This is a genomic window from Streptomyces sp. NPDC059785 (assembly GCF_042732375.1).
Classification (GTDB): Bacteria; Actinomycetota; Actinomycetes; order Streptomycetales; family Streptomycetaceae; genus Streptomyces.
Genome location: NZ_JBHWHV010000003.1, coordinates 72,677 through 85,615 on the forward strand (window position 1 = coordinate 72,677; position 12,939 = coordinate 85,615).

The window sequence follows — 12,939 nt, forward strand, 5'->3', positions numbered from 1 at the left end:
CCCGGTCGTACGCCGGCCGGGTCCACCCCGGGCCGCGCGCGAACCGGACCCGGGGCGGCGAGGTGGCGTGCCACCCGCACGGGTGAGGCCGCCCGGCCCCCGGGCGCGTCGTCCGTACGGGTCCTTCCGCAAGAGGTGACCTGGTGCTGGATCCTTCAGCGCGCGCCGCGACGGCGGGCCGGATGCGGAAGCGGGGCACATGGGACGCAGGGCGCACACATCGCACGCCAGGACCGGTGGCCGGCGCAAGCGGTCGAGGGCGGCGGCCGCGCTGCTGGCGGCGGCGGGCCTGACCTACAACGACTGGCTGCTCCAGTTCGTCGTGCCCACGGGCATGGACCAGCGCAACTCCTACGTCAGCGAGGTCTTCGCCGCCGACCAGCCGCACCGCGTGCTCTTCGGCGGCATCGAGACGGGCACCGCGCTGCTGGTCACGGGCGCCGCCGCGCTGGCCCTGCCCGGCGTGCGCCGGGACGGGGCCGGTGCCCGCTGGGCGGCGGCCGGCTGGGCCGCCGTCGCGGCGTTCGGACTGTGCTCCCTGGCGGACGTCGCATGGCCGATGCGGTGCGCGCCCTCACGGGAGGCGGGCTGCCCGACGGACAACGCCGCCCACACGCTGACCAGCGGCTCGGTGCACTTCGCGCTGTTCGCCTCGATGGCCGCGTTCCTCTGCGCGGCCCGCGCGGACCCCGCCCGGTGGCGGCGGCTCGCGCGCCGCACACGGTGGCTGCTGCCGGTCTCCATGACCGCCGCGATCCTCTCGGCGGGCCCGTACGTGGGACTACAGGGCAGCCAGGGCACCGCACAGCGGATCCACCTGGCGACCGTCGCGGTGTGGTTCTGGCTGCTGGCCGCCGAACTGCTCGGCGAGCGCCCGGAGCCCGCGCCCGCCCGGCAGCCCGGCGTGTCAGGCGAACGGCCGTCCTGGCCGGGTGTGCTGCTGCTCCTCGCCCGGGGCGGGAAGCCGCAGAAACAGAACTGATCAACCGCCGTTCGCCGGGCGCCAGATCTTGATCTCGGTCGGCGGCGGCTGCTCCGCGAAGCGGTCGTCGGGCGACGCCTCCCGCAGCAGCGCGCGCAGCTCGCCCTCGAAGTCCGCCAGCCGGTCGCCGAAGAGATGAGGGGCGGCGTCGGACCGGGAGAACGCCCAGGCCACCAGGTCATCGGCGGTGCGTTCCAGCTCCGCACCGGCCGGCACCACATGCCGTTCGAGGTGCACGAACCCGGCCCGCCGCAGCACCAGGTCCTCCCCGCCCGGCGTCCCCCCGACCAGCGTGCCCTGCCCCGCGCGGCGCACCGGCCCCAGATACCGCCGCACCAGCCCGCCGATCCGCTCGTACGGGGGAGCGGGCCGCGCCGACGGCACCGCCACGGGCGGCGGATCCTTGAGGTCGCTGATGTGGACGAAGGCGCCTGACGGCGCGAGCATCCGCCGCACGGCGGCGGCGACCCGCTCGCGGTCCGTCCAGTGGAAGGACTGGGCGAACACCACGGCCCGGAACGCGCCCAGACCGGCCGGCAGGTCCTCGGCGCGGCCGGTCACCCACCGCGCGTTGGCCACCCCGTGCCGCGCGGCCCGCCGCTCGGCCTCGGCCAGCATGTCGGCGTCCGGGTCCATGCCGGTCACCTCGGCGAAGTACGGCGCCGCCGCGAGCGTCACGATGCCGGGACCGCAGCCGACGTCCAGCAGCCGGTCGGAGCCGGTCGCGCCGAGGGCCCCGGCCAGTGTCCCGGCGAAGCCGGGCGCGTACGGCAGCCGCCCGCGTTCGTAGTAGGCCGCGCTCCCCCGGAAGAGCGTCGGGTCCCACTGCCATCCGTCAGGCATCTCGCGTCCTCGCATCCGTCGTTCCTCAGGCCCTGGCGGCTCCCATCCCATCCCACCGGGCGCCCCGGCCGCGAGCCGGTTTCCGCGGCGCCCGCCCGGCCGCGGACCGCGTTCACCCGCCGTGGGTGAGGCCGGAGGTATCGGGCGGGCGGACGCTGGCCGGGTGCGCGTCGGTGGCGGGAGCGGTGGCGGGCGCCTGGCCGCGCTGCTCAAGCGCCCGGGGCCCGGGGAGCCCGGGAGGCGCCTCGGTACGGGCCCGGCCGTGGGCGGCGCCGTCGCCGTGCTCGCGGTCGCCAACGTGACCGTCCACCGATGGGCGTCCCCGTTCGGCCTGCTGACCTCCCTCGTGGCCACCGCGCTGCTGCTGGCGGTGCTCTTCGCGGCCGGCGGCACCTGGGCCGACGCGGGCCTGGACGGAGCGGCCCTCCGGCGCGGCGCACGCTGGGCCCTGGTACTGACCGCACTGGTCGGCGCGGTCTACACGGCCGGCGCGCTGCTCCCGCCGACCCGCGGGCTCTTCGCGGACGAGCGGCACAGCGGGCTGACCGGCGCAGAGGTCGCGCTCCGCGCGCTGGTCACCGTCCCGCTCGGCACGGTGCTGCTGGAGGAGACCGGCTTCCGGGGCGTGCTGTACGGCCTGGTGCGCCGGACCCGGGGCACCGGCTGGGCGACGGCGGTGTCGAGCGCGCTGTTCGGCCTGTGGCACGTCCTGCCGTCGCTGCACCTGGTCACGGACAAGCCCGTACTCACGCCGGTGTTCGGCCACTCCGCGCTCGGCTCGGGTCTCGTCATGGCGGGCGTGGTGCTGTTCACCGGTGCCGCGGGCGTCCTCTTCTGCGAGCTGCGCCGCCGCAGCGGAAGCCTGCTGGCCCCCATGGGCCTGCACTGGGCCGTCAACTCGCTGGGCTACGTGGCCGGTCACCTGCTCAGGTGACGATGACGGTGATGCGGGGCAGCGGCCGGTGCCGGGGGTCAGTCGCCCGCGGCGATGATGCCCCTGAGGTTGTCGAGGTCCAGCGCGGTGACCCCGGCGGGCCGCAGCACGCTGTTCCAGCCGTCGACGTACTCGGCGGAGTACTTGTGACCGTGCCCGTCCGGCACCCCGGTGGCGAACGGCAGGTCGGCCGTGACCTGCCAGAACGTCACGAACGGTATCCAGACCATCTCCTCGAGCACGTCGTCGCCCGGCGACTGGCCGATCCAGTCGGGCTCGCGGTAGGCGAGCCGCGGACTCCACCAGACGATCGGGTCGGAGGGATGCATCAGGTAGAGGACACGGGTGCCGTCCCAGGGCCGGTCCGACGGCGGGACCGCCGCGCCGGGATCGCTCGCGAACCGGACGGTCCGCCCGTCCTTGTACACGGGCCGCGCCTCAGGACTGCCGGCGGCCCGGTGGTCGCTGAACTCTCGGAAGAGCGTGTTGAAGTTGGGCGGGCCCGCGAACAGCGTGCCCGAGGTGCGGTTGCGCAGGTCGTACTCGCCGCTGAAGGCGGTCTCGCCGCCGAACGAGCCCAGGCTCTCCCCGGCGACGAACAGCCGCGGCCGCGCGTCCAGGGGCAGCCTCGACCACGCTTCGTAGACGGCGTCGAAGAGCGCCCGGCCCGCCTCCCGGGCCTTCGTCTGGTCGACCAGGTAGGACATCCACGACGGCAGATAGGAGTACTGGATCGCCACGGTCGCCGAGTCGCCGCCACTGAGGTACTCGAAGCTGTCCACCGCCGCGGGGTCGACCCAGCCGCTGCCGGTCGTCGTCATCACCAGCAGGTTCGCACGCCGGAAAGCGCCCTGGCGGTCCAGTTCCGCGACCGCCTTCGCCGCCCGTGACTCGGTGTCGTCCGAGGAGGCGAGACCGGCGTACGAACGGATCGGGGTCGGGGCCGGGCGGCCGGTGAACTTCTCGATCGCGGCCGGTGACGGACCGGTGGCGGCGAAGATCCGGCCCTGCATGCCGAGCGAGTCCCACGGGACGAGCGAACCGGGACCGCCCGAGCGCAGCGTGCTCGTGGGCCGGTGCACGCCCTCGGGGGTGGTCGCGTCGCGTACCGAGAACGCCTCGTTGGCGGCGCCGACGAGGCCGTCGAGCAGCAGACCGGTGAAGAGCACCCACGTCAGGCCCGCGACCAGGGCCCAGCCGACGGCGGTCGCCGCGCGCGGTCCGATCCAGCGCCTGAGCAGGCCCACGACCCAGTGGTAGAGCCCGCGCAGACCACGCCCGATCAGCAGCAGGAGACAGAAGACCAGCGCCGCGACGACGGGGGAGAGGACGACGGACCAGACGTCGTAGTCGTCGACGCCCATCAGACGGCGGATCTCGTACTGCCAGTACTGCCCGAAGCCGAACGACACACCGAACAGGACACCGGCGGCGACGAGGAACCCGAGCCAGGACCGGCGTTCGGCGGGCCGCGGCTCCCGGTCGGCGAAGGCCCGCCCCACCCACGCGGCCAGCACGCCGAGCCCGTAGCCGATGGCTGCGGTGATGCCGCAGACCAGGCCCTGGAGCAGGCCGCCGCGCGGGAGCAGCGACGGGGTGAAGGAGAGGCACGCGAGGACCAGCGCGCCCCAGCAGCCGGGGAGCGTGAGGAACAGCAGTCTGCGCCGCTTCGGGGGTCCGGGGGCCGGTTCGGCGACCTCTTCGTCCGGCGCCCTTCGTACGTCCCTCACGACGGTCACCTCCGCCTGCGCAGGGTCCTCGTCCGTCCCCGTCCGTCCCCGTTCGTCCTCGCGAACCGAGACTAGGGCGGCGGTGCGCGGGGAGCCAGAGCGGACGAGCAGAATGGCCGGGGCGTCGCGGCCCGCCGGGTGGGGGGGTGACGTGACGGCAGGTGCGGGAAGAATCAAGGACGGGACAGGGCGCGGCCGGTGGCCGCGGCGCCGGACGAGGCAGAGGGGTGTCGATGGGGTCGGGCGACGGGACGGGGCGGGGTCGTGAGTGGACGGCGATGACACCGTCGGACTTCGACCGGGAAGCCCCCTTGCGCCTGCGGGTCGGCGGCGGCCCCGCCCTGGTGCCGGCCGAGCCGGACGAGTACGGCACGACACCGCTGTTCGGCAGCGAGAAGCCCGCGCCCCGCACGCGCCGCGCGCCCCGGCGCGGAACCCCGCCCGCCGGTCAGGGCCGGCTGTTCTGAGCGGACCGGCTCCCCGAAGTCTTCGCTAGGGTCCGTCGCACGGGGTCTTCGCCGGGGTCCGTCGCACGGGGTCTTCGCTGAAACCCTTCACACAGGGTCTTCGCCGGGGCTCGTCGCACAGTGCCCCGGGGCCGGAGCACCGGCCGCGGCCGTGTGTCCGCGTCCCGCCGACCGGGGCGGCCGACCCGTCTGCCTTCAGGAGTCCGGATGGATTACTACGACCTCGGTACCCACGGCCGGCCGGTCACGACGTCCTCGCCCGAGGCCCGGCTCTGGTTCGACCGCGGGCTCGTGTGGACGTACGCCTTCCACCACGAGGAGGCGGTCCGCTGCTTCGAGGCCGCCGCCGCGGCAGACCCCGGCTGCGCCATGGCCGACTGGGGCGTGGCCTACGCGCTGGGGCCCAACTACAACAAACCCTGGGAGTTCTTCGACGACCAGGACCTGGAGCGGACGGTCGAGCGGGCGCACGCCGCCGTGGAGCGCGCCCACGCCAAGGCGGCCGGTGCCACCCCGGTCGAGCGCGCGCTGATCGCCGCCCTGCGCGACCGCTATCCGCAGACGACGGCGGCCGAGGACTGCTCGGTGTGGAACACGGCCTACGCCGACCGCATGCGGGCCGTCCACGAACTGGCCCCCGGCGACCCCGACGTGGCCACCCTGTACGCCGACGCCCTGATGAACCTCACCCCGTGGCAGCTCTGGGACATCCGCACCGGCGAACCGGCCGCCGGGGCACGCACCGCCGAGGCGAAGGCCGTGCTGGAACGGGCGCTCGCCACGGACGCGGGCGCGGACCACCCCGGCCTGCTGCACCTGTACATCCATCTGATGGAGATGTCCCCGACCCCCGAGGCGGCCCTGCCGGCCGGCGACCGGCTGCGCGGTCTGGTGCCCGACGCGGGCCACCTCCAGCACATGCCGTCCCATCTGGAGGTGCTGTGCGGCGACTACCGGCGGGTGGTCGCCGACAACGCCGCCGCGGTCGACGCGGACGAGAAGGCCCTCGCCCGGTCCGGGGCGATGAACTTCTACACCCTCTACCGCTGCCACAACCACCACTTCAGGATCTACGGGGCGATGTTCCTGGGCCGGTACCGGGAGGCCGCCGACGCCGTCCAGCGGCTCGAAGCGGCCGTCCCGGAGGAACTGCTGCGGGTGGAGAGCCCGCCCATGGCGGACTGGCTGGAGGGGTTTCTCGCCATGCGGGTGCACGTCCTCGTCCGCTTCGGCCGCTGGGCCGACGTCCTCGCCCTGCCGTTGCCCGCCGACCCGGAGCTGTACTGCGTGAGCACGGCGATGCTGCGCTACGCGCGCGGCGTCGCGCTCTCCGCCACCGGCCGGACCGCCGAGGCCGGGGCGGAGCGCGAGCGGTTCCGTGACGCGGCTGCCCGGGTCCCGAAGACCCGCATGCTGTTCAACAACACCTGCGCCGACATCCTGGCGATCGCCTCGGCGATGCTCGACGGGGAACTCGAGTACCGCGAGGGCGATCACGACGCGGCGTTCGCCTCCCTGCGCCGGTCGATCGCCCTGGACGACGGCCTACCGTACGACGAACCGTGGGGCTGGATGCAGCCCACCCGGCACGCCTACGGGGCGCTGCTCCTGGAACGGGGCCGTGTCGCGGAGGCGGAGGCCGTCTACCGCGCCGACCTCGGGCTCGACGACACGCTGCCGCGCGCGTTGCAGCACCCGGGCAACGTCTGGGCGCTGCACGGCTTCCACGAGTGCCTGGTGCGGCTCGGCAAGGAGGGCGAGGCGCGGATCGTGGCCCAGCAGCTGAAGATCGCCGCGGCGCTCGCGGACGTACGGATCGAGGCGTCCTGCTTCTGCCGGCTTGAGACCGGCGCCGTGCCGGAGGCGGGCTGCTGCGACCCGGAGGCGTGAGACGGGGTCAGCGGCTGCCCGCGGCGGCCGTCCCGGCGTCCATGTCGCGGCGGAACAGGGCGGTCCAGAGGAAGGGTTCGCCGAAGCGGTCGGAGTCCTCGGGCTCGTCACGCATGCGCCGCAGCTCGAGCTCCGTCAGACCGGCGAAGACCCGGCGCAGCGAATCCGGGGTGTAGGCGAGGCCGCCTCCGAGGCGGCCGCGGCGGTAGAACTCCGCGTCGGGCAGTTCGGATCCGGTGGCCCCGGCGGCGAAGCAGGCGAGGCCGAACAGGCCGCCGGGCGCGAGCAGTCCGCCGAGGAGCGCGAGGTAGCTGATACGGCGGTGCGGCGGCAGCTGGTGGAAGCAGCCGGAGTCGTGGATCAGGTCGTAGGGACCGGCGAGTGCGCCGCCGAAGGTCAGCAGGTCACGCGCCCTGATCGTGCTTCGAGAGCGTGCTTTCACGCCGTAGGGCGACGCTTGTGCGCCGGGCGTCCGGGCGAACCGGCAGTGACCCCGGCGTCCGCCGTGACCCCGGTGGCGTCCTCCGGTACCCCGACGTCCGCGCGGATCACGGCGAACGCCTCCACCTCCAGCAGCAGTTCGGGGCGGAACAGCGCCGCCACCTGGACGGCCGTGCTCGCGGGCGGGCGTCGGGTGTCGACGTACGCGTCACGCGCCAGCCGTACGGCCGGCAGGTGTGCCACGTCGGTTACGTAATAGGTGAGTTTGACGACGTCGTCGAACGTCGCCCCGGCCGCCGTCAGGCAGCGGCGCAGATTCTCGAAGACCTGGCGTGCCTGCGCGGCGGGATCGCCGGGCCCGACGAGACCGCCCCGCTCGTCCACCGCCACTTGGCCGGACAGCGCGACCAGCCGGCCGGTTCCGGTGACCACGTGCGTGTATCCGCTGCCGGGCGCGACGCCCTCGGGTGCGGTGATGTGCGTGAGATGCGTTTCGTCCACGCGCCCATCGTCGGCGGTCGTACGCCATCCCGCCAGCGCATATGCCGCAGAGCAGGTATGCGCCCGGCGCATGGCGCGGTTACGATGCACGGCCGTGGACCTCATCGCGCTGCGCTCGTTCCGGGAGGTGTGCCGCACCGGTTCGATCAGCGCCGCGGCGGACACCCTCGGCTACACCCAGTCCGCCGTCTCCCGGCAGGTCGCGGCTCTGGAGGCCCGGTTGGGCACGCCTCTGCTGGAACGGCACGCGCGCGGGGTGCGGCCGACGCCCGCCGGAGAGGCGCTGCTGGGGCACGCCGTCGCGATACTGCGGCGGATCGAGCACGCGGAACAGGACGTCGCGGCGCTGCGGGACCGGCCCGTCGCACGGCTGCGGGTCGGCGCCGTGCCCAGTGCCGCCGCCGCGCTGCTGCCCGAGGCGCTGACCCGGTACGCCACGGCCGCGCCGGACGTACGCGTCACGTTCGCGGAGGACGTCACGCCCCGTCTGCTGCCCCGGCTCCTCGACGGCGAGCTGGACGCCGCCGTCGTCACCGACTATCCGCCGGGCCTCCCGGCCGGGGCCGCGCTCGCCCTGACGCATCTGCTCGACGACCCGCTCGTGTGCGTGCTGCCGCGGGACCACGCACGTGCCGGGCAGGACGTGGTGGACCTCGCCGAACTCGCCGGGGAGACCTGGGTGGAGGACTACGACGGCGCCGCGTCCGTGCTCATGTCGGCCTGCGCGCGGGCGGGGTTCGCCCCGCGCATCGACATCGAGTGCGGCAGCTGGCCGGCCAAGCAGGCGTTCGTGGCCGGCGGGCTCGGCGTGATGCTGGCGCCCCGGACGCTCGTCCCGGCCCTGCGCCGTGACGTGGCCGTCCGCGCCCTGACGGACCCGCCCCGCCGACGCGTGTACGCCGCCGTGCGCCGGCCCACGGGCGCGGCACCGGCACCGGCGGCCGACGCGTTCGTGGCGGCCCTGCTCGAAGCGGCGGCGGTCACCGTGGAGCGGACCTGAACACGGCGGCGGTCACCGTGGAGCGGACCTGACCGGCACGGGACCTCACCGTGCACGAGGTGGCCCGGGGCGGCCTGCCCGGACTTCGGCTCAGCGCATAACCTCCGGTGGGCGCGGCTCCTCCTTCGTTAGGGTCCTGGCATGGCCGAGGAGTTCGTGGACGTGGGAGGGGTGCGCCTGGCCCACCGGGTGTGGGGCCCGGCGGACGCTCCGCCGCTCGTCCTGCTGCCCGCGCTCGGCGAGGGCGCCCGGGACTGGGACGGCGTGGCGCCCCGCTTCTCCCGGAACTGGCGGGTGCACGCGCTCGACCTGCGGGGGCACGGTCGGAGCGACTGGCCGGGGGAGTACTCGCTGGAGCTCATGCGCGACGACGTGATCGGCTTCCTCGACGCCCTGGGGCTGGACCGGGTGGACGTCATCGGGCACTCGATGGGCGGAGTCGTCGCCTATCTGGTCGCCGAGGAGCGGCCGTGGCGGGTGCACCGGCTCGTCCTGGAGGACGTCCCGGTGCCCTGGCCCCGGGATCCGACGAACCCGGTCAGGCCCGAAGGGCCGCTGGAGTTCGACTGGGACATGGTGCTCGCCGTCAGGCGGCAGCTGGACACGCCCGACCGGACATGGCTCGACCGCCTGCGCGTCATCACCGCCGAGACGCTGGTGCTGGCCGGCGGGCCGGACAGCCACGTGCCCCAGGAGGGCGTGGTGGAGATGGTCCGCCACATTCCGCACGCGCGGAGCGTCACCGTTCCGGTGGGCCATCTGATCCACCGCACCGCGCCGCGCGAGTTCACCGACGCGGTCCTGGAGTTCCTGCGCTCGTAGGAAGCCTGCGTCGGCGCCGGTGTCGGTGTCGGCGCCGGTGTCGACAGGTGCCCGGCTGCTGGACGTACCCCGTCTTCAAATTCCCTTAGTGTCGCCAGAGTTCGCGCTATTTCTCTGTCACGCCTCTTGTTGGCGGCAAAGTGTCGACAGTAGTGTCCGAGTCGACCTTCACGTGAGGAGGGTGTCCCCCCGTGCCGTGTGGGTCCGGCATGCCCGAAAACACTGGAAGACAAGGGAGTTCACAGTGGTACGCAGCAGCAGTACGAGCGCCGGCCGGACGGCGGGCGCGAGCCTGATGGAGCGGGACGTCGCCTACCGGGCCCGCCCCCGCGCGCTCCTCGTGGCGGTCGCCGGTCTCGCGATGCCGACCCTCGCCGTGCCCGCCACGGCGCACGCCTCCACGAAGGGCGCGACGAGCGGCAAGCACGGCAAGTCCCTCGTGGTGAAGGCCGGGGAGACCCTGGAGCTGGAGAAGACCACCACGGTGAACGTGCTGACCATCGCCGAGGGCGGGGTCATCACCGTCCCCGAGGGCTACCGGCTCACCCTCACCGTCAACGGCGTGGAGACCGGCGGCCGCCTGAGCGAACTCACCGACGGCTACGCGGGCCTGGCCACCGCCATCGCCGCCGGCACCTACCGCGGCACGGTGATCCTCACCGTCGCCACCGCCAACGACGTCACCTACAGCGACCTCACCTTCCCCGTCCGGCAGGCCCTCTACGTCGACGCGAACGGCGTGGACGAGGCCAGGTCCGTCCCCTCGGACGTCCGCGGCGGCACCGTCACGAACAGCGCCGCGCGCGACATCACCCTGCTCTCCAACGGCGAGTCCTTCAACGGCGTGTACGTCACCGGGGGTGCCACGTACCGGCTCACCCGGCCGAAGGTCGCGTTCGCGGGCAACGGCCGCTGCGACTTCATCGGCTACGGCGCCTCCGTGGTCGGCACCGGCGAGGGCACCAACCTCGTGCTCGACGGCGCCGTCATCAAGAACGAGGGCGTGGTCCGCACCGCGGTCATCGCCGACGCCACCGCCAACGTCGTCGTCAAGAACTCCACGATCCACTGCGCCGACGGCGACCACGTGCCCGACGAGTACCCGGAGACCGGCACCGGCGACACCCGGTACATGATCACCGTGCCGTGGATGCTGGGTCTGTCGGGCAACGTCCGCGCCACCAACCTGCTCGGCGCGAGCACCAGAGCGTCGTACGTCAACTCCTCGGTCTCCTCCGAGAAGTGGGGCGCCCTGTCGGTCGACGGCGGCAGCAACTGCACGCTCACCGCCATCAACACCAAGATCGCCAACACCGGCGGCCAGGGCTACGGCAGCTATGCCATCGGCCAGGTCACCGAGAACTTCCTCGGCTGCACCTTCGACGTCGGCGACTACGCGCTCATCCACTGGGGCGCCTCGGCCCACTACGGCGACAGCACCCCCGAGGCCGTCGCCGCGCTGAACGAGTCGCTGGAGATCGGTCTGTCCCGCGCCGAGCTGAGGGCGCTGCCGCAGCGGCGGACCACCGTCGACGCCGGTCGCTTCATGGTCCTGTGGTACGCCGCGGGCTCGGTCACCATCGACGGCGGGACCCGGGTGCGTACCGGGAAGACCGCGTTCATGTGCAAGGCGGTCGCCGCGTCGCTCACCGTCGACGGCTCGAAGGGCGCCTCGATCACCCCGGGCAACGGGATCGTCTTCCAGCTCATGGACACCGACCGGCCCAGCAGCCAGGCGGTGACCGGAAAGCCCTGGTCCACCGAGATGACCGGCACGTACACCGACCCCACGGGCACTCCGGCCAAGTCCGCCACCTGGGACACCACCAGTGCCCAGGCCACCGACGCCAAGGCGTCCTTCACCGACATCGAGATCGAGGGGGACTTCTACAACGCGGTGCGCGGCGGCGGCAACGCGAACCTCCAGGGTCAGAACCTGGTCCTGACGTTCACCGGCTCGACCGTGGCGGGCGTCATCTCCGCCTCCACCACCAAGCACCACGTCACGACCATCGACTACACCCAGTACCGGCAGGTCAGCGAGGTCACCAACACCCCGGGCGCGGTGGTCAACAACGGCGTCGTCGTGACGCTGGGCGCCGGCTCCGTCTGGAAGGTCACCGGCACCTCGTACCTGAGCGCGCTGACGCTGGCCGCCGACGCCGCGGTCAAGGCGCCTCGCGGGAAGAAGGTGACCCTGACGGTGGACGGCACGGTCACGGCCATCGAGCCCGGCACCACCTACACCGGGGCGCTCACGCTGAGCGTGGCCTGACCGGGACGCCGCGGCGGGTCCCCGCGCACCGCGCGCCGACCCGCCGCGGCGGCGGCCGGACCGCCCGCCGCGCATGCGGCCGGCGCCCCGCCGCCGACAACGGCTCGTCTGCCGGGCGGTGACGTCGTACCGTCTTCGTGCACAGGTCGTCCCGGGTTCTCGTGCGCCTGCGGGAAATCGGGGAATGTCCGATTGTGTCGACACGTCTGCCCCGTGCGCGGTCAACTTCGGGTCAGTTCATGCGATAGTGTCGACACCGTTGCAGAAACTGTGAATCCGACCCGGCAGGGAGACGCACCGCATGGCTGAACAGGACACGCACCTCGTGCTGGACCGCCTGCTGCGGCTGCGCGACCGGCGTGAACCGCTCGTCGCGCAGATCGCCGAATGGGTCGGTGCCGGGATCATCGAGGGACGCCTCGAAGCGGGCCAGGACCTCAACAGCGTCGAGCTGTCACGGCGGTTCGACACCAGCCGCACCCCCGTGCGCGAGGCGCTGATGCTCCTCGAACAGGAGGGCCTGGTCGAGATGAAGGCGCGGCGCAGGCCACGGGTGGCCGCGCCCTCCCTCCAGGACATCCGGGACATCTACCAGGTGCGCCGGCGGCTGCTCGCGATGCTCGCAGGACTGCTCGTCGAGCGCGCCACGGACGAGGAACTCGCCGAACTGCGCGCCCAGGTCGAGCACATGCGGGAGCTGGCCGACGCGGGGGACGTGGACGGCTACTTCTGGAGCCACGTCCAGCTCCAGGAGCGGATGACGGAGATCGCCCAGAACGCCACCCTGAAGCAGATCCTCGACTCGCTCGCCCTGCGCACCCTGGTACTGCGCCATCTCAGCCTGACCCGCCCGGGCCGCATCGCCTACAGCGTCGACGACCAGGAACGGCTGATCCAGGCGTACGAGGAGCGCGACGGCGAACTCGCCTCTGCGCTGATCGCGGGGGCCACGGTACGGGCGCTGCGCGCGGTCGAGGAGCAGATCGAGCAGGACGGCGCCCGCCCCCGCAAGACCCCGCGCAAACGCCGTACCACGCCTGCCTGAGCGCCGGTG

Annotated in this window: 11 protein-coding genes and 1 pseudogene; 8 read left to right on the plus strand and 4 right to left on the minus strand. The window is 73.5% G+C overall.

The window, feature by feature from the left end:
- Positions 1–199: 199 nt before the first annotated feature.
- The gene (locus ACFV6E_RS02915) at positions 200–982 is read left to right on the plus strand and encodes a DUF998 domain-containing protein (RefSeq protein ID WP_385169082.1); all 783 of its coding nucleotides are present in this window, start codon (positions 200–202) and stop codon (positions 980–982) included.
- Here ACFV6E_RS02915 and ACFV6E_RS02920 read toward each other — a convergent pair whose 3' ends face one another.
- Positions 983–1,825: a class I SAM-dependent methyltransferase gene (locus ACFV6E_RS02920; RefSeq protein ID WP_385459005.1), complete on the minus strand. Its 843-nt coding sequence runs from the start codon at positions 1,823–1,825 to the stop codon at positions 983–985.
- 163 nt (positions 1,826–1,988) lie between these two features.
- Here ACFV6E_RS02920 and ACFV6E_RS02925 point away from each other — a divergent pair, with 163 nt between their 5' ends.
- Positions 1,989–2,759, plus strand: a complete 771-nt coding sequence (locus ACFV6E_RS02925; RefSeq protein WP_385169088.1) for a CPBP family intramembrane glutamic endopeptidase — start codon at positions 1,989–1,991, stop codon at positions 2,757–2,759.
- Positions 2,760–2,797: 38 nt separating this feature from the next.
- Here ACFV6E_RS02925 and ACFV6E_RS02930 read toward each other — a convergent pair whose 3' ends face one another.
- The gene (locus ACFV6E_RS02930) at positions 2,798–4,489 is read right to left on the minus strand and encodes an alpha/beta hydrolase (protein WP_385459007.1); all 1,692 of its coding nucleotides are present in this window, start codon (positions 4,487–4,489) and stop codon (positions 2,798–2,800) included.
- A 278-nt stretch (positions 4,490–4,767) separates the two neighbouring features.
- Here ACFV6E_RS02930 and ACFV6E_RS02935 point away from each other — a divergent pair, with 278 nt between their 5' ends.
- Both ACFV6E_RS02935 and ACFV6E_RS02940 read left to right on the plus strand, forming a co-directional pair.
- Entirely contained in the window at positions 4,768–4,956 is a 189-nt protein-coding gene (locus ACFV6E_RS02935) for a hypothetical protein (RefSeq protein WP_385169093.1), read from the plus strand.
- Positions 4,957–5,163: 207 nt separating this feature from the next.
- Positions 5,164–6,846: a hypothetical protein gene (locus tag ACFV6E_RS02940; protein ID WP_385169096.1), complete on the plus strand. Its 1,683-nt coding sequence runs from the start codon at positions 5,164–5,166 to the stop codon at positions 6,844–6,846.
- 7 nt (positions 6,847–6,853) lie between these two features.
- Here ACFV6E_RS02940 and ACFV6E_RS02945 read toward each other — a convergent pair.
- Together ACFV6E_RS02945 and ACFV6E_RS02950 are read right to left on the minus strand one after the other, a co-directional pair.
- Positions 6,854–7,231, minus strand: a pseudogene (locus ACFV6E_RS02945) (SAM-dependent methyltransferase); the annotation flags it as partial.
- 53 nt (positions 7,232–7,284) lie between these two features.
- The gene (locus ACFV6E_RS02950; protein WP_385169099.1) at positions 7,285–7,860 is read right to left on the minus strand and encodes a RidA family protein; all 576 of its coding nucleotides are present in this window, start codon (positions 7,858–7,860) and stop codon (positions 7,285–7,287) included.
- Positions 7,861–7,882: 22 nt separating this feature from the next.
- Here ACFV6E_RS02950 and ACFV6E_RS02955 point away from each other — a divergent pair, with 22 nt between their 5' ends.
- The 4 genes from ACFV6E_RS02955 (at position 7,883) to ACFV6E_RS02970 (ending at position 12,930) form a co-directional block, all read left to right on the plus strand.
- Entirely contained in the window at positions 7,883–8,788 is a 906-nt protein-coding gene (locus tag ACFV6E_RS02955; protein ID WP_385459009.1) for a LysR family transcriptional regulator, read from the plus strand.
- Between the two features lie 141 nt (positions 8,789–8,929).
- A complete protein-coding gene (locus tag ACFV6E_RS02960; RefSeq protein WP_385169104.1) occupies positions 8,930–9,610 on the plus strand; it encodes an alpha/beta fold hydrolase in 681 nt (226 codons plus the stop codon).
- Between the two features lie 244 nt (positions 9,611–9,854).
- The gene (locus ACFV6E_RS02965) at positions 9,855–11,885 is read left to right on the plus strand and encodes a hypothetical protein (RefSeq protein WP_385169106.1); all 2,031 of its coding nucleotides are present in this window, start codon (positions 9,855–9,857) and stop codon (positions 11,883–11,885) included.
- A 301-nt stretch (positions 11,886–12,186) separates the two neighbouring features.
- On the plus strand, positions 12,187–12,930 hold the full coding sequence (locus ACFV6E_RS02970; protein ID WP_385177910.1) for a GntR family transcriptional regulator: 744 nt from the start codon (positions 12,187–12,189) through the stop codon (positions 12,928–12,930).
- Positions 12,931–12,939: the final 9 nt, after the last annotated feature.

Bases quoted from the DNA above. Each gene is read 5' to 3' on its own strand.
- ACFV6E_RS02915 (WP_385169082.1), top strand. From the start codon at position 200: ATGGGACGCAGGGCGCACACATCGCACGCCAGGACCGGTGGCCGGCGC.
- ACFV6E_RS02920 (WP_385459005.1), bottom strand. From the start codon at position 1,825: ATGCCTGACGGATGGCAGTGGGACCCGACGCTCTTCCGGGGGAGCGCG.
- ACFV6E_RS02935 (WP_385169093.1), top strand. From the start codon at position 4,768: ATGACACCGTCGGACTTCGACCGGGAAGCCCCCTTGCGCCTGCGGGTC.
- ACFV6E_RS02940 (WP_385169096.1), top strand. From the start codon at position 5,164: ATGGATTACTACGACCTCGGTACCCACGGCCGGCCGGTCACGACGTCC.
- ACFV6E_RS02950 (WP_385169099.1), bottom strand. From the start codon at position 7,860: ATGCGCCGGGCGCATACCTGCTCTGCGGCATATGCGCTGGCGGGATGG.
- ACFV6E_RS02960 (WP_385169104.1), top strand. From the start codon at position 8,930: ATGGCCGAGGAGTTCGTGGACGTGGGAGGGGTGCGCCTGGCCCACCGG.
- ACFV6E_RS02970 (WP_385177910.1), top strand. From the start codon at position 12,187: ATGGCTGAACAGGACACGCACCTCGTGCTGGACCGCCTGCTGCGGCTG.